The 14698-nt window shown below is 66.8% G+C and carries 12 protein-coding genes; 7 read left to right on the top strand and 5 right to left on the bottom strand.

The features are described 5' to 3' along the window. Positions 1-3: 3 nt before the first annotated feature. Together CDOO_RS08865 and CDOO_RS14525 are read right to left on the bottom strand one after the other, a co-directional pair. On the bottom strand, positions 4-231 hold the full coding sequence (locus CDOO_RS08865; protein ID WP_018020943.1) for a hypothetical protein: 228 nt from the start codon (positions 229-231) through the stop codon (positions 4-6). Between the two features lie 415 nt (positions 232-646). After that, on the bottom strand, positions 647-1579 hold the full coding sequence (locus CDOO_RS14525; protein WP_081610297.1) for a DUF3995 domain-containing protein: 933 nt from the start codon (positions 1577-1579) through the stop codon (positions 647-649). 140 nt (positions 1580-1719) lie between these two features. On the opposite strand from CDOO_RS14525, the gene CDOO_RS08855 reads away from it, so the two are divergent. The 4 genes from CDOO_RS08855 (at position 1720) to CDOO_RS08850 (ending at position 4590) form a co-directional block, all read left to right on the top strand. Further along, positions 1720-2283, top strand: a complete 564-nt coding sequence (locus tag CDOO_RS08855) for a TetR/AcrR family transcriptional regulator (RefSeq protein ID WP_018020945.1) — start codon at positions 1720-1722, stop codon at positions 2281-2283. A gap of 205 nt (positions 2284-2488) precedes the next feature. Next, a complete protein-coding gene (locus CDOO_RS13665) occupies positions 2489-2581 on the top strand; it encodes a zinc finger domain-containing protein (RefSeq protein ID WP_081610298.1) in 93 nt (30 codons plus the stop codon). Positions 2582-2623: 42 nt separating this feature from the next. Next, complete coding sequence (locus CDOO_RS13660) at positions 2624-2860, top strand: helix-turn-helix domain-containing protein (RefSeq protein WP_081610299.1); 237 nt, start codon at positions 2624-2626, stop codon at positions 2858-2860. 248 nt (positions 2861-3108) lie between these two features. After that, a complete protein-coding gene (locus tag CDOO_RS08850) occupies positions 3109-4590 on the top strand; it encodes an alanine/glycine:cation symporter family protein (protein WP_018020946.1) in 1482 nt (493 codons plus the stop codon). Positions 4591-4665: 75 nt separating this feature from the next. On the opposite strand, the gene CDOO_RS08845 is transcribed toward CDOO_RS08850, so the two are convergent. Genes CDOO_RS08845 through CDOO_RS08835 form a run of 3 tightly spaced genes read right to left on the bottom strand, consistent with a single transcriptional unit; the run spans position 4666 to position 8186 of the window. Further along, on the bottom strand, positions 4666-5535 hold the full coding sequence (locus tag CDOO_RS08845) for a MaoC family dehydratase (protein ID WP_018020947.1): 870 nt from the start codon (positions 5533-5535) through the stop codon (positions 4666-4668). 5 nt (positions 5536-5540) lie between these two features. Further along, positions 5541-6938 (bottom strand): 3-oxoacyl-ACP reductase, encoded by a 1398-nt coding sequence (locus tag CDOO_RS08840; protein ID WP_018020948.1) that lies wholly within the window; start codon positions 6936-6938, stop codon positions 5541-5543. Further along, positions 6939-8186: an acetyl-CoA C-acetyltransferase gene (locus CDOO_RS08835; RefSeq protein WP_018020949.1), complete on the bottom strand. Its 1248-nt coding sequence runs from the start codon at positions 8184-8186 to the stop codon at positions 6939-6941. It abuts the gene before it with no gap. 74 nt (positions 8187-8260) lie between these two features. Between CDOO_RS08835 and CDOO_RS08830 the strand changes: the two genes are divergently transcribed. Genes CDOO_RS08830 through smc form a run of 3 tightly spaced genes read left to right on the top strand, consistent with a single transcriptional unit; the run spans position 8261 to position 14693 of the window. Then, the gene (locus CDOO_RS08830; RefSeq protein WP_081610300.1) at positions 8261-10864 is read left to right on the top strand and encodes an acyl-CoA dehydrogenase family protein; all 2604 of its coding nucleotides are present in this window, start codon (positions 8261-8263) and stop codon (positions 10862-10864) included. Between the two features lie 11 nt (positions 10865-10875). Then, positions 10876-11166, top strand: coding sequence for an acylphosphatase (locus CDOO_RS08825; RefSeq protein ID WP_018020951.1), 291 nt, complete (start codon positions 10876-10878; stop codon positions 11164-11166). A 17-nt stretch (positions 11167-11183) separates the two neighbouring features. Continuing rightward, on the top strand, positions 11184-14693 hold the full coding sequence (smc, locus tag CDOO_RS08820) for a chromosome segregation protein SMC (RefSeq protein WP_018020952.1): 3510 nt from the start codon (positions 11184-11186) through the stop codon (positions 14691-14693). Positions 14694-14698 lie beyond the last annotated feature (5 nt).

The following is a 14698-nucleotide window of genomic DNA, read 5'->3' as shown; positions in this document are numbered from 1 at the left end:
TCATCACCTCAGGAATTTCTTGCGGGCCCGCATCGCATGGACGATCACGACGGCGGTGGTGCCCTGTATGTAGCCGACCTCCAGGATGATGGCGGCCTGGTTGGCGCCGATCAGCATCGTGAAACCGTCGCCGAGATCCCAGGCACGCAACGGGTTTCGGTATGCGTGCAGGATCTCGTCGTCCGATAGTCCGTGCCTCAACGCGGACTGGGCGATGATCGGCTCGTCCATTTCTCCAAGTTACCTTGGAGTGCCGCGTACGAGCAAGGGTCTATTCTTGCCCGGGTCCTTCGTGTATACGGAATCCGGTAATAGCTTCAATCTTTCCGGTACGTGTTTTTAGGCGGCCCGAACAGGTCCAGCGTCTGCAGCGGCGTTTGTTGAGGGCTGGGGGATGGCATTCATATCTGGTTCTAGTAGAACGCTACGAACAGGAGATTGCACCAATTGGCCGCCGCGATCATGCCGCGCTTGGACTCGGGAATCGCCGCCGCGGGTAGAGGGTGAGTCCAGCAGCACAATCACTTAGATGCCGACCCGCCGAGAGCAGTTCGTGGACCGTTTAAGCCTTTTTGCCCGCCGTGGCAGCGAAGACACTAGCTGAGGGCCATCTGAGTCCGTTCCTAGCACCACTTGTTGATCCTGTTCAGGAACGTTTATGGGTGTGCAACTTCCATGAAGTTGTCGCGAACAGTCCCGATGCGAGAGCGAGACATAGCGGTGAGTAGACCATCAAATTTGCCCTATGAAACTCTGTTGCTGTGGACGAGGGCCGACCAAATACGGCCCAGACGATGCCGGAGATTCCTCGTAGCGCCAGAATAGCGGCGGCGCATTGCAGGAACACGTCGAGAAGACCGGTCGTGTGCGGTCTCCGGTCCAGCTCGGGTGCGACCCGAGCTGTAGTCGCCGCAGCGGTGACACCCAAAAGGATGGCAACAATCGAACAAGGTATCGGGCCGGGAACCCGCTCGGTCCCGATCACGCAATGCGCCAGGGTGGAACGGTCATCGGCGGGCCAGGACGCTCCTGCCCCCCATGCAGCGTGCAGTACCCCCGTTCCTACCAGCACAGTGGCGGTCGGAATAGCGACCGGTCGACGGCGAGCCCGAGTCGAACGGCTTTCGGGCTGTCGTTCGACTACTCCGTCTAACCAGCGCAGCACCCGGCGAGAGATGCCCGGGCGGGGCGGGCAACCGCCTTGCTCTCGCTCCGTGTTGTCCAGCAGGTCTTCGAGCAGGCCGTCGTGCAACGGGATAACCCACGCCTGAAACAGTCGCTCGCGATGAGTACGCGGGGCGGCAAAGTCGAGGTCGTGCACCCACCTGACCTTGCCGTCATCGAGTGCCTCGAACCAGAGACGGTGGCTGCTGAGCAGCGGGAATCCTTGGGCGAAAGTGAACGTCACCGAGCGACCTGGCTGCAGTTCAGTTACCCGGTAGGGCACTGACCCATGTCCACCCTCGCTTCCGAGTTGAAGCCCCCGATCCAAACGAATCGGAGTCCACCATTGGCTTGGCCACACTCGGTCACCTGAACCGGCAAGGCCGCTGACGAGATCTTCGGATCTTTCCCCCATCCCAGGTGTGATGCGTTCGTGTCGATTGCGCAGCCAGCCCCCGCGTTCTGGGTGGTATTGGGTAAATCGACTCATTCGAACCCCTCCATACGCCTACGTATGGTTTCCGACCATACGTAAGCGTACGGTAACGTGCAACCATGTCGATTCGAGAGACACTGACGGCCGATGACTGGGTGGCTGCCGCCTCGCGGATCGTGGCTCGTGATGGGCTAGAGCGGCTAGCTGTAGAGCCATTGGCGGCGGAGATGGGTACCACAAAAGGCAGTTTCTACTGGCACTTTTCGAATAGGGCGGCGCTGATTGATGCGGTCCTTGAGCTCTGGGAACGAGAGGCGACCCGTCAGGTGATGTCTGTGCTCGAGGCGCGACCTGAACAGGATCGCCTGCCTGCCCTGGTGCGAGTGATGTTCACGCAACCCGACTGGGAGCTGTTGGAGTGGAGGATTCTCAGTACGATCGATCACCCGCAGGTTGGCCCTGTTGTCGGTCGAGTCGAGGAAGCTCGCATCGCATATGTCGTTGGGCTGTTGCGGGACCGCGGCATGACCGCAGTTCGAGCGGAGGCCCGCGCCCGCTTGCTGTATGCGGCCTATCTCGGCCACCTGCGGATGGCGACCCAGGGCGAAGGCGGGCTTTCCGAGGAAGCCCGGGCCGCGTTCGTAGCCGAAATTGGCGCGCTGGCCTGCAGTGACAACCTTTGACCCGGCACGATCTCAAAGCTGCTCTGTACTTACTTAGCTTGACCACGGATTCGGCGGGCCGACATTTCCCAGGTGTTTGGCGATAGCTCGTGCCCGGGCTGGCTCTGACCGACAAGACCATCGAACCATTGACGGCCCCGACCTCAACGCGTCCTACCTGTGAGGTCCGGGTGCTTCGCGAGCCCCGCACAACGTCTATTGGCGGGTGGGGAAGCCGTGCGGTCGGTGTGGTTCCCCCATTGTGCGGCAGGCGTTCCAGAACCGGCCGAGTCACCTTTGTCCCGTGTGCCAGGGGTAGGGGAGGGCGGCTGACTATCGCATTGACCCGCAGCTCTCCGACATGGGGGAGCACGTTCGTGGGTGGCGCATGGTCCTTGGGCTTACGGCGCAGCAGGTATCCGACCGCGCGGGCATCAGCCGGGACACTCTCCGCAAGATCGAGAAGGGAGAGCCGGGGCCGAGCTGGAAAAATGTTGCGCAGGTGCTGCGCGCCCCGGGCACCTTGGACCGAGTCGTCGAGTCTGCTGATCCTCTTAGATTGCGGGCCGGGAACGTGAGCACGAGACGCGCGCGATGACCGCCATGGATGTACTCCTCAACCGGGTGGGTGAATCCGTACATGCGGGGCAGGCGCACTTCACCCGCCGTAGCGGTCGGCGCGCCGATCGCTCTGGGATTCCCGTGATCAACGAGATGGCGCGCTATGGGCTGATGGGCTGAGGGGTTCGTCGATAAGCAATGCGAAAACGGGGGTCGGTGGACGCCCTGTGCACACGGGACTTTCACAGTTAGGTGTGAGGGCAAACACAGTTTAGTATCCCTTGCATGGAAACAATCGAGACGTTCATCGCAGACGTCATCAACGCGAATCTTTGGATGGTGATCCCGTTCCTCCTCATCGGAGCGGGCATCTACTTCGGCGTCCGCACCGCTGTCGTGCAGGTCACCCACATCCCCGACATGGTCCGTGCCGTCACGGAATCCCCCAAGGGAGAGGACAAGGACGCCGACTACGGCGGGATCTCCGCCTTCAAGGCCTTCACCATTTCCGCCGCCTCGCGCGTCGGCACCGGCAACGTCGCCGGCGTGGCGCTGGCCATCTCCCTCGGCGGGCCGGGTGCAGTGTTCTGGATGTGGATGATCGCCCTCGTCGGCGGCGCCACCTCCTTCGTCGAGTCCACCCTGGCCCAACTCTGGAAGACCCGCGACGGCGACACCTATCACGGTGGCCCCGCCTACTACATGACCCGCGGCCTGGGCTGGCGCCCGCTCGCGCTCATCTTCGCGGTGGCCATCTCCATCACCTACGGCTTCGTCTACAACGCCATCCAGACCAACTCCATCGTCGAGTCGGTCGGCGGCTCCCTCGGCCGCGATGACATGACCATGAAGGTCATCGTCGGCCTCATCCTCGCGGCCGTCACCGCCGCCATTGTGTTCGGCGGCCTGCAGCGCATCGCCAGCGTCACCCAGGTCATCGTGCCGTTCATGGCCATCGCCTACATCCTCGTCGGCCTGTTCGTGGTCGTGCTCAACCTCGGTGAGGTTCCGGGCATGATCGCGGAGATCGTCACCCACGCCCTCGGTTTCCGGGAGATCGCCGGCGCGACGCTCGGCGCCGCGTTCATGCACGGCTCCCGCCGTGGCCTGTTCTCCAACGAGGCCGGTCAGGGTTCCGCGCCCAACGCCGCCGCCACCGCGACTGTCTCCCACCCCGTCAAGCAGGGGCTCGTGCAGACGCTCGGCGTCTACTTCGATACCTGGGTGGTCTGTTCCATCACCGCGTTCATCATCCTGCTCGGCCCCCAGCCGGTCTACGGCGAGGAGATCCAGGGCGCGTCCTTCACCCAGGCGGCGCTGGCCTCCGAGGTCGGTGCCTGGGGCACCCACTTCATCACCTTCATCCTCTTCTTCCTGGCGTTCTCGTCGATCATCGGTAACTACTACCTGGCGCAGGCCAACATCCAGTACCTCTCCGGGTCGAAGACGGTCATGAACGTGTTCCGCGTGCTGGTGGTGCTCTTCGTCTTCGGCGGTGCCATCGGCTCCATCACCCTGGTCTGGAACCTGGGTGACACCTTCGCCGCCACCATGGTGATCATCAACCTGCTGGCCATCATCCCGCTGTGTGGCGTGGCCGTGAAGCTGCTGAAGAACTTCAACGAGCAGCGCAAGGCCGGTCTTGACCCCGTCTTCCACCGGGACATGATCCCCGGCCTGAAGAACGTCGAGGTCTGGGACGGCTCCGATCCCGTCACCCGTCGTTCCGTCGAGGACTCGATCCTCGCGGAGAAGAAGGGCCTGTAGGTCCGGTACCGAACAACAGAAATCCGCCCTCCCCGGGAAAGGGGAGGGCGGATTCTTTTGTGCGGGTGCTGCCGGCTAGAGGGACTTGCCGATCTGCACGTCCTCGCAGGGCTTGTACGAGCCGCCGAGACGGGGCTTGCCGTCATCGTCACCCGTGACGCCGAAGTGGCCGTCCTCGTGGGTGAAGTTCACGGTGGCGGGCAGGGAGATGGGCTTGGTGAACTGAACCCTCACCTCGTACGCCTCCGGGAGCTCATCCTGCAGCGCGGCGAGGGCCCGGGCGTGGGTCCACATGCCGTGGATGATGGTGGTGGGGAAGCCGAAGAGCTTCGCCGTCAGCGGCGTGAGGTGGATCGGGTTGAAGTCACCCGAAGCCTTGGCGTACTGGCGGCCGAGGTCGGCGGGAAGCTCCCACTTCTCGGAGTTCTCCGTCTTCGGAAGCTCCTCGCGCTCGATCTCCACGGGCTTGCCCGGCAGCTGGTAACCGGGAACCAGGTAGGTCGAACGGCCGGTCCACACTGTCTCGTCGCCGGACTTGATCACTCCGACGAGGTCGAAGGACGCGCCCTTGGCGTGGGGGCTGAAGTGGCTGGCACGCACGTTGAGGTCCAGCACCTCGTCCACGGAGACGGGACGGAACATGCGCATGGAGTTCGCGGTGTGCACCGTGCCCATGGCGGGGAACGGCCAGTCCCGCTCGCTCATGATCCCGGAGTGCAGGGGGAAGGTGAGCACATGCAGCCAGGTCGCCGGAACAAAATCCGACTGCGGGAACCCGCAGACTTCCTGGTACGCGTGCAGCTTCTTCTTGTCCTGGCGCACGCCGTTGAGTTCCAGATCACCGATCGGCGGGCCGGCAGCGGCCGGTCGGCGAGCCGCCCGCGGGCGAAGAGCCGACACGAGCAACTTGGCCTGGCTCGGCTTCTTGCGGAGTTCTTTCGTCATATGTCCTACTTTCCGACGAGGTTCTGGCCGCAGACGCGGATGGTCTGGCCGTTGACGGCGCCGGAGGCCGGGTCGCACAGGTACGCGATGGTCTCGGCGACGTCCTTGGGCTGGCCACCCTGGCTGAGGGAGTTGACGCGACGGAAGATCTCGCGGCTGACGTACGGGATGGCTCCCGTCATTTCCGTCTCGATAAAGCCCGGAGCCACGGCGTTGGCGGTGATCCCGGTCTCGGCGAGCTCGAAGGAGAGGGCGTCGGTGTAACCGATGACGCCGGCCTTGCTGGCCGCGTAGTTGGTCTGGCCCTTGTTGCCGGCGATACCGCTGGTGGAGGCGATACCGACGATGCGGCCCTCGTTACCGAAGCCACCGGGCAGGTTCTGGGACAGCAGCGCCTCGTTGATGGCCATCTCGGCCTTGAGGTTGATGTCGATGACCTGCTGCCACTTCTTCTCGTCCAGGTTGGCCAGCATCTTGTCGCGCGTGATGCCCGCGTTGTGGACGATGGCGTAGAGCTTCGCGTCCTCACCGTGGGTCTTGGTGATGTGGCGGGTGATGCGCTCTGCGGCGTCCTCGGCGGTGATGTCGAGCTGCAGTGCGGAGCCGCCGAGATCCACGGCGACCTGGGCGAGGGAGTCGCCAGCCATGGCCAGGTCGATGACGACCACGGTCGCACCGGCCTCAGCGAAGGTCTTGGCGATTGCGGCGCCGATGCCGCGGGCGGCGCCGGTCACGGCGACGATGCGGCCGTCGAAGGGCTTGTCGGACGTGGCGGTGGTGGCGGTGCCTTCGGCGCCGGTGCCCACCTCCCAGGTCTGACCGTCGACGAACGCGGAGCGTCCGGAGATGAGGAAGCTCAGGGTGGAGAGCAGATCCTCGGGGCGGGTCTCCGGGCGGACGCGGATGAGGTTGGCGGTGGAGCCGCCGGTGAGTTCCTTACCCACGGTGCGCACGATGCCGTCGAGGGCCTCGGCGGTGGCGCGGGCCTCGGAGTCGGCGGCGTTGGCCGGGTGCGGGCCGACGACGATGACGCGTCCGGACTTCTCCAGCCCGCGCATGACGGGGCGGAGAACCTGGCGGACGAGCTCGAGGTCGTCCAGCTTGGTCAGGTCCGAGGCGTCGATGACGAGGGCGCCGGGAGCGGAGGAGTACTTCGGCGCCTGCTCGCGGCCCTTGTCGTCCTTGCGGCGGTTGTCGGCGAGATCGTGCACGGCCTCACCGGTGGAGATGTTCAGCTGCGCGAGGGCGTCCTTGACCAGGGTGGATGCCCCGGTGGTGGACAGCGCGATGGTGCCGGCGGGCATGATGCGGCCGCGGCGCAGCACCGGCGGATCCTTGAGGCCGAGCTGCTTGGTCACCACTCGGCCCGGGCCAGACGTGACGATGGTCTCGAGAATATCCATTTACATTGCCTCCAGAATCACGACGACGCCCTGGCCACCAGCGGCGCAGACCGAGATGAGTCCGCGGGAGCCGGCGCCACGCTCGTGCAGTCGCTTGGACAGGCTCGCGATGATGCGGGCGCCCGTAGCGGCGAAGGGGTGGCCGGCTGCCAGGGAGGAGCCGTCTTTGTTGATGCGGTCGCGGGGAATGTTGATCCCCTGCTCGTCAAGGTTAGCGAGGGTGGCGAGCACGGTGGAGGCGAATGCCTCGTGGATCTCGTAGAGATCGATGTCGTCGGCGGTCAGGCCGTTGCGCTCGAGGATCTCCGGGATGGCGCGGGTCGGGGCCAGCAGCAGACCGTCGGTGAGCTCGGGGCCGTCGACGTGGTTGACGGCGGCAACCTGGGCGTCGACGAACTTGGCCAGCGGCTCCCAGTTACGGGCGCGGGCGGTCTCCTCGTCGGCCAGCAGGACCACGGCTGCGCCGTCGGTCATGTTGGTGGAGTTGCCGGCGGTCATGGTGTCGCCGAAGGCCGGGCGCAGCTTGGCCAGCTTCTCGACGGTCGTGTCCGGGCGAAGGACGTTGTCCTTGGTCAGACCGTTGAAGGAGGTGACCAGGTCATCGAAGAAACCTTCGTCCCAGGCCTTGGCCAGGTTCTGGTGGCTCTGGTAGGCCAGCTCGTCCTGGGCCTCGCGGGAGATGCCGTAGGCCTTGCCGGTCTCTGCCTGGGACTCGCCCATGCTCTTGTGGGTGCGGGGCTCCTCCACGGAGGGGGGAGCGGGCTGCAGATCCTTGGGGCGGATTGCGGCGAACGCCTTGAGGCGACCCTGGGTGGTCTTCTCGCGGCTGGCGCGCAGCAGGGCCTTGCGCAGGCCCTCGGAGACGGCGATGGGGGCGTCGGACGCGGAGTCGACACCGCCGGCGATCGCGGTGTTGGCCTGACCGAGGCGGATCTTGTTGGCCGAGTAGACGAAGGTCTCGAGGCTGGTGGCGCAGGCCTGCTGGAGATCGACGGCGGGGGTGTGGGGATCGAGGCCCGAGCTGAGCACGCACTCGCGGGTGAGGTTGAAGTCACGCGCGTGCTTGAGCACGGCGCCGGCAGCGACCTCGTCGATCTTCTCGCCGGTGAGGGCGAAGCGGGCGACGAGGCCGTTGAGGGCTGCGGTCAGGAGTTCCTGGGTGGAGACGTCTGCGTAGGCGGTGCCGGTGCGGGCGAAGGGGGTTCGGTTGCCGCCGACGACGACGGCATTTCTCAGATCGTTAGACATTGAGTCAACTCACTTTCTCTCGGTGTTGTGATTCACACTACACGATACCGCGCGTTTCTGATACCGTCAGTCGCATGAAGTCGAAGGAGACCGCGGACGGCAGGTCGACCCGCTGGGCCGAGCACCGTCGGAACAAGAAGAGAGAGCTCTCTTCTGCGGCGCTCCGGGCGATCCGGCAACGCGGACCGCAGGTGGGCATGGGAGAAATTGCGGAGGTGGCTGGAACCTCAAAAACAGTCTACTACCGCCACTTTTCCGATCGTGCCGGTTTGTGGTCCGCAGTGGTGGAACGTTCCGTCGACTTCATCTACGACGAGTTGCCACTCAGCCGGATTGATCGGCTGACCGTGCCGGAGCTCATCGCTGAACTGGCGGACTCCTACCTGACCCTGGTTGAAAAGGATCCGGAAATATACGAGTTCGTCACCACCCGCCCCGGCACCCCCTCTCCGGCGGAGTACACGGATCCCGAGATCACGCTGACAGCGCGCATCGCGGGAAAGCTCGCCGAAACCCTGGACCTGCAGGGTATGGGCGAGCGGTCGGAAATCTGGGCCCATGCCATAGTCGGCGCCACCTGGGCCATCGCCAACCGGTGGATGATCACCGGCCGGACGAAACCCAAGGACGAAGTCGTCGCCCAGATCCGCGACCTGTTCGCCCCTGGACTCTCCCTGCATCATCACCCTCCCATTGACCTTTCCAAGGAGCACCCGATGACCACCACTACACCTGTGGCAACCACCAACCCCGTCGTGGGCAACAGCGACAACCTCTCGCCGCTCGGCCGCGACCTGCGCAAGGCTCTCGACGGCAAGCACCACGAGCTCAAGCAGACGCTGCGCGACAACATGACCGCCGACATGATCGTGCGCCCGTTCGACCAGAGCGTCGACGAGGCTCGCGACTGGGTTCTTGAGTCGATCGGCAAGCTCATCGAGCACGGTTTCAGCAAGGTGGGCATGCCCGCCGAGTACGGCGGCACCCACTCGCTGTCCGAGTCCATCGCGGCCTTCGAGATCCTCGCCATGGGCGATCTCTCCCTCACCATCAAGAGCGGTGTCCAGCAGGGCCTGTTCGGCGGCGCCGTGCTCAACCTCGGTGACGACGCGCAGAAGAAAGAGTGGCTGAGCAAGATCATCAGCGCCGAGCTTCTCGGCTGCTACGGCATGACCGAGCTCGGCCGTGGTTCCGACGTCCAGCACCTCGAGACCACCATCACCTACATCCCGGAGACCGACGAGTTCGAGATCCACACCCCGGACGACGACGCCCGCAAGGCCTACATCGGCAACGCGGCACGCGACGGCCAGAAGGCCGCCGTCTTCGGCCAGCTCATCGTCAACGGTGAGAACCACGGCGTGCACTGTGTCATCGCCGACGTCCGCGACGAGAACGGCGACCCGGCTCCGGGTGTCACCATCGGTGACCACGGCCGCAAGGGTGGCCTGCTCGGTGTCGACAACGGCACCCTTGCCTTCGACCACGTGCGTGTTCCCCGCTTCAACCTGCTCAACCGCTACGGCAAGGTCGACGAGAACGGCGTCTACACCTCGCCCATCGAGCGTCGTGGACAGCGCTTCTCCACCATGCTCAGCACCCTCGTGCGTGGCCGCATCTCCGTCGGTGGCGCCGGCGGATCCGCCACCCGCCGCGGCCTGACCATCGCCGTCAAGCACGCACTGGCTCGTACCCAGTTCACGGACACCACGGGCAAGCCGGTCACCATCATGAACTACCAGACCCACCAGGCGAAGCTGGTCCCCGAGGTTGCCCGCGCCTACGCCTTCGGCTTCGCGCAGAACGAGCTCATCGACCACTTCCAGCAGGTCCAGGACGGCGCCGAAGAGAAGGTCGTGCGCGAGCTCGAGGGCCACGCTGCCGGCATGAAGGCCGTGCAGACGCGCTGGGCCAACGACACCCTCCAGGTGTGTCGCGAGGCTTGCGGCGGCTACGGCTACATGGCCGAGAACGGCCTGACCACGCTGACCGCCGACGCGGACGTCTTCGCCACCTTCGAGGGCGACAACACCGTTCTGCTCATGCTCACCGGCCGTGGCCTGCTCGCGGGCTTCAAGTCCAGCTGGGCCGAGCTTGACATGCTCGACACCGCCCGCAAGAGCGCGGCCCTGGTGGGCACCCGCATCATCGAGCGCACCACGGCGCGCCCGACCATCGAGCGTCTCGTGTCCATCGCCAACCGCAAGTCCGGCGCGGACATCCTGCGCGCCCGCGGCTGGCACGTGGAGATGCTCGAGTACCGCGAGAAGCGCATGGTCGAGTCCCTCGGCCTGCGCATGCGCGAGGTGCTCAAGGTGGAGAAGGAGAAGGAGTTCGACGCCTTCAACTCCTGCCAGAACCACATGATCGCGGCCTCGCTCGCGCACATGGACCGCATCATCCTCGAGGCCTTCGTCGAGGGCATCAGCAACACGCCCGAGGGTGAGGCTCGCGACACCCTCATCAAGCTGTGTGACCTCTACGCCCTGGCGACCATCGCGGAGCACCGCGCATGGTTCCTCGAGCATGGCGCCATCGACGGTGGCCGCTCGCGGGAGATCACCCAGGCCGTGGAGCGGATCTCCGCCGAGCTCACCGAGAACATCGAGCCGATCGTCGAGGGCCTCGGTGTCCCCGAGGCATGGCTGAACTCGAAGATCGCCGCCGAAGGGAAGTAAACTCCCCAGGCATGACCGACAAACCCACCCGCCTGACCGCATTCGTCCACGGATCCGTTCAGGGGGTGGGTTTTCGTTGGTGGACCCGCTCCCGGGCGCTGGAACTGGGGCTCAGCGGCCATGCCACCAATCTTCGCGACGGTCGGGTGCAGGTGGTCGCGGAGGGGCCGGCGGAGAGCGTCGATAAGCTCCTGAATCTTCTGCGCGAGACCCCGTCCTCGACGCGGCGACCGGGCGCCGTGGAGGCCGTGGTCGAGCAGTACTCCGAGCCCCGGGGCGAAAGCGGATTCATCGAGCGCTAGCCGCTACCCTTAACCGAATGCACCTCAAATCGCTGACGCTCAAGGGCTTCAAGTCCTTTGCGTCCGCGACGACGCTGAAGTTCGAGCCCGGGATCTGCGCCGTCGTCGGGCCGAACGGCTCGGGCAAGTCCAACGTCGTCGACGCCCTGACCTGGGTCATGGGCGAGCAGGGCGCGAAGAACCTGCGTGGCGGCAGCATGCAGGACGTCATCTTCGCCGGCGCGGGGGAGCGCAAGGCGTTGGGGCGCGCCGAGGTGACCCTGACCATCGACAACGCCGACGGCAAGCTGCCCATCGACTACCGAGAGGTCTCCGTCACCCGGCGCATGTTCCGCGACGGCGCCAGCGAGTACGAGATCAACGGGGCGAAGGCCCGGCTCATGGACATCCAGGAGCTGCTCTCGGATTCCGGCATCGGCCGCGAGATGCACATCATCGTGGGCCAGAACAAGCTGGGCGACATCCTTTCTTCGCGACCCGAGGAGCGCCGCGCCTACATCGAGGAGGCGGCGGGTGTGCTCAAGCACCGCCGCCGCCGGGAGAAGGCGCAGCGCAAGCTCCAGGGCATGCAGTCCAACCTCGACCGGTTGCGCGACCTCACCGACGAGCTCGGGGCCCAGCTCAAGCCCCTGGCCAGGCAGGCCGAGGCCGCCACGCGCGCCGCGACGGTGCAGGTGGATCTTCGCGACGCCCGGCTGCGCATGGCCGCCGACCAGGTGCTCACCCTGCGGGCCGCGCTCACCGACGCCGCCCGCGCGGCCGAGATCCACGCCGAGCAGGTGGCCGCGGTCACGGAGCGGCTTGAGGAGGCCAGCGAGCGGCAGCTGCAGGCCGAGGGAGAGGTGGAGGCGCTCACGCCCGAGGCGGAGCAGGCGCAGCAGCTGTGGTTCCGGCTGTCGACGCTCGCCGAACGCCTCTCGGCCACCTCGCGTATCGCCGCCGACCGCGCCGCCAACGCGGGCGAGGCCACGGCCTTCGCCGGCCAGGACCCCGAGGAGCTGGAGGCCCGCGCCCTGCGCGCCGACGAGGATCACGCCGAGCTGGTCATGGAGGCGGAGGAGGCCGCGGAGCGACTGGAGACCCTCCGCGAGGAGCTGCGCGAGCGCCAGGAGGCCTACGACGCCGCCGAGGCCGAGCACCGCGCGCAGGTGCGCGCCATCGCGGACCGCCGCGAGGGTGTCGTGCGCCTGCTGGCCACGGAGGAATCCCTGGCGGGGCAGGTCCGGGCCGCGGAGGAGGAGATCGAGCGGCAGGCCGAGACCCTCGCCGAGACCCGGGCGCGCAGCGTCGCCGCCGAGAAGGAGGCCCGCGAGGCCGCACGTTCGCTGTCCGTGCTCAGGGGAGAGCGTGAACCACTCGCCGAGGCACACGTGCGGGCCGGCGCGGAGTCCCAGGCCGCCGACCAGCGGCTGGAGCAACTGCGCGATGCCCAGCGCGAACACGAGCGGGCGGTTTACGGCCTGCGTTCACGCATCGAGACGCTTGCGGAATCCGCCCCCAGGGCCGAGGCCGGATCGCTGCTGGGCGGCGACTTCGCGCCGGTGGCCGAGTTGATCAGGGTCACCGACCCGGCGCTCGCGGGAGCCCTGGCCGCCGCGCTGGGCGCGCACGCCGACGCGTTGGCCGGCAGGGTGACGGACAGCGTCGTGGATACCCTGCACGAGGCCACCCGGGTCGTGCTCATCGATGTCGCAGCCGGGGGCGAGGACTGGCGTGTCAGCGCCGACCTGCCTGCCGGCACGTCGTGGCTCCTGGACAGCCTCGAGCTCGACCCGTCGGTCTCCCGCGCGGTGACCCGCCTGCTTGCCGACGTCGTGGTCACCCCCGATCTGGCCGCCGCCCGGGCCGTGGTCGACGCCGACGCGCGGCTGCGGTCGGTCACCCCGGAAGGCGTCGTCGTGGGCGAGGGCTGGGTGGTCGCGGGCCACGGCGGGCCGAGCGCCGTGGAAACCTCCGCGCAGATCGACGTGGCACAGGGGGAGCTCGAGATCGCGAATGCGCAGCTCATCGAGCTCTCCGGCACCCTCGAGGGTGCCCGGCAGGCCGCGGAGGAGGCCCGGGTCGCAGCCGCCTCGGCGACCGCGGCACTGCGCGAGCACGACGCCGCGGCCCAGGCGGGCGAGCGCGAGCACAAACGCCTGGTGGCGCAGCACGAGACCGCCAAGGCCGAACACACCCGTCTCGCAGAGCGGGCCAGCGGGGCCGACGTCCGCCTTGCCGACCTCAGGGAAAAGCTCTCGGAGACCCGCGACCGACTTTCGCGTGTCGACGATGACTCCAACCCCACCGAGGCCTCCACCGACGAGCGTGACCAGACCTTCGTGGCGCTCAACCAGGTCCGTGCCATGGAGATGGAGGCCCAGCTCGCGGCCCGCAGCGCGGCGGACAAGGCCGGTCAGCAAGCCGGCAGGGGAGACACGCTGCGCCGCCAGGCCGCGCAGGAGCGGGAGGCGAAGGCGCGGCACGAACGCGCCATGGCCCAGCGCCGGCGGGCGGGGGCGCTGGCACGGGCCGTCGAGAAGCATGCCCGGGTCGTGATGGAGCGCACCGAGGACGCCCTCGCGCGGGCGACCCAGCGCCGCGACGAGCTGGCGCAGCGGCGCCGGGAGGCGATGGGACGCGCGACGCGGGTCAAGGACGAGGTGTCGGCGGCGCGGCAGCAGCTGGACCGGTTGTCCGACACCGCGCATGCGGCGGACATTGCGAGGTCGCAGGCGCAGGTGCGGGCCGATGAGGCGGAGGCACAGGTCGCGGAGCAGCTGGGACTGGCCATCGCCGACCTGCTGGAGGGATACGCGCCGGGCGAGGACTTCGATCGCGCCGAGCAGCAGGCCCGGCTGAAACGCGCGGAGAAGGATCTGCGTTCCCTGGGCAAGGTCAACCCGCTGGCGATGGAGGAGTTCAAGGCGCTGGAGGAACGCTACGAGTTCCTGTCCACGCAGCTCGACGACGTGGTCAAGGCGCGCGAGGATCTCACCGGCGTCATCTCGGACGTGGACACGCAGATCCTGCAGCTGTTCACCGACGCGTGGAACGACGTGGAGAAGGAGTTCCCCAAGGTCTTTGACACCCTCTTCCCCGGTGGCGAGGGAAGGCTCGTGCTCACCGACCCGGACGACCTGCTCACCACGGGCATCGAGGTGGAGGCGCGCCCGCCCGGCAAGAAGGTCAAACGCCTGTCGCTGCTCTCCGGCGGCGAGAAGTCGTTGACGGCGCTGGCCATGCTCGTGGCCATCTTCCGCGCGCGGCCCAGCCCCTTCTACGTCATGGACGAGGTCGAGGCCGCGCTCGACGACGTCAACCTGCGCCGGCTCATCGCCCTGTTCGAGGAGCTGCGCAAGGACTCCCAGCTCATCGTCATCACGCACCAGAAACCCACGATGGACATCGCCAACGTGCTCTACGGGGTGACCATGCGTGGCGACGGCGTCACCCACGTCCTCTCCCAGCGCATGAGCCCGGCCGGTCAGGCGCCGCTGTCGGACTTCCCGGAGGTTGAGGCGACCGACGTGGGCGCTCGGGATTAGGCCCG

It is taken from the genome of Corynebacterium doosanense CAU 212 = DSM 45436, assembly GCF_000767055.1.
GTDB lineage: Bacteria > Actinomycetota > Actinomycetes > Mycobacteriales > Mycobacteriaceae > Corynebacterium > Corynebacterium doosanense.
This window is presented reverse-complemented; position numbering and strand designations above follow the sequence as displayed.

Excerpts from the sequence above, each read along its gene's own strand:
- CDOO_RS08865 (WP_018020943.1), bottom strand. The coding sequence starts at position 231 with ATGGACGAGCCGATCATCGCCCAGTCCGCGTTGAGGCACGGACTATCG.
- CDOO_RS14525 (WP_081610297.1), bottom strand. The coding sequence starts at position 1,579 with ATGGGGGAAAGATCCGAAGATCTCGTCAGCGGCCTTGCCGGTTCAGGT.
- CDOO_RS08855 (WP_018020945.1), top strand. The coding sequence starts at position 1,720 with ATGTCGATTCGAGAGACACTGACGGCCGATGACTGGGTGGCTGCCGCC.
- CDOO_RS13660 (WP_081610299.1), top strand. The coding sequence starts at position 2,624 with ATGGGGGAGCACGTTCGTGGGTGGCGCATGGTCCTTGGGCTTACGGCG.
- CDOO_RS08850 (WP_018020946.1), top strand. The coding sequence starts at position 3,109 with ATGGAAACAATCGAGACGTTCATCGCAGACGTCATCAACGCGAATCTT.
- CDOO_RS08845 (WP_018020947.1), bottom strand. The coding sequence starts at position 5,535 with ATGACGAAAGAACTCCGCAAGAAGCCGAGCCAGGCCAAGTTGCTCGTG.
- CDOO_RS08840 (WP_018020948.1), bottom strand. The coding sequence starts at position 6,938 with ATGGATATTCTCGAGACCATCGTCACGTCTGGCCCGGGCCGAGTGGTG.
- CDOO_RS08835 (WP_018020949.1), bottom strand. The coding sequence starts at position 8,186 with ATGTCTAACGATCTGAGAAATGCCGTCGTCGTCGGCGGCAACCGAACC.
- CDOO_RS08830 (WP_081610300.1), top strand. The coding sequence starts at position 8,261 with ATGAAGTCGAAGGAGACCGCGGACGGCAGGTCGACCCGCTGGGCCGAG.
- CDOO_RS08825 (WP_018020951.1), top strand. The coding sequence starts at position 10,876 with ATGACCGACAAACCCACCCGCCTGACCGCATTCGTCCACGGATCCGTT.
- smc (WP_018020952.1), top strand. The coding sequence starts at position 11,184 with ATGCACCTCAAATCGCTGACGCTCAAGGGCTTCAAGTCCTTTGCGTCC.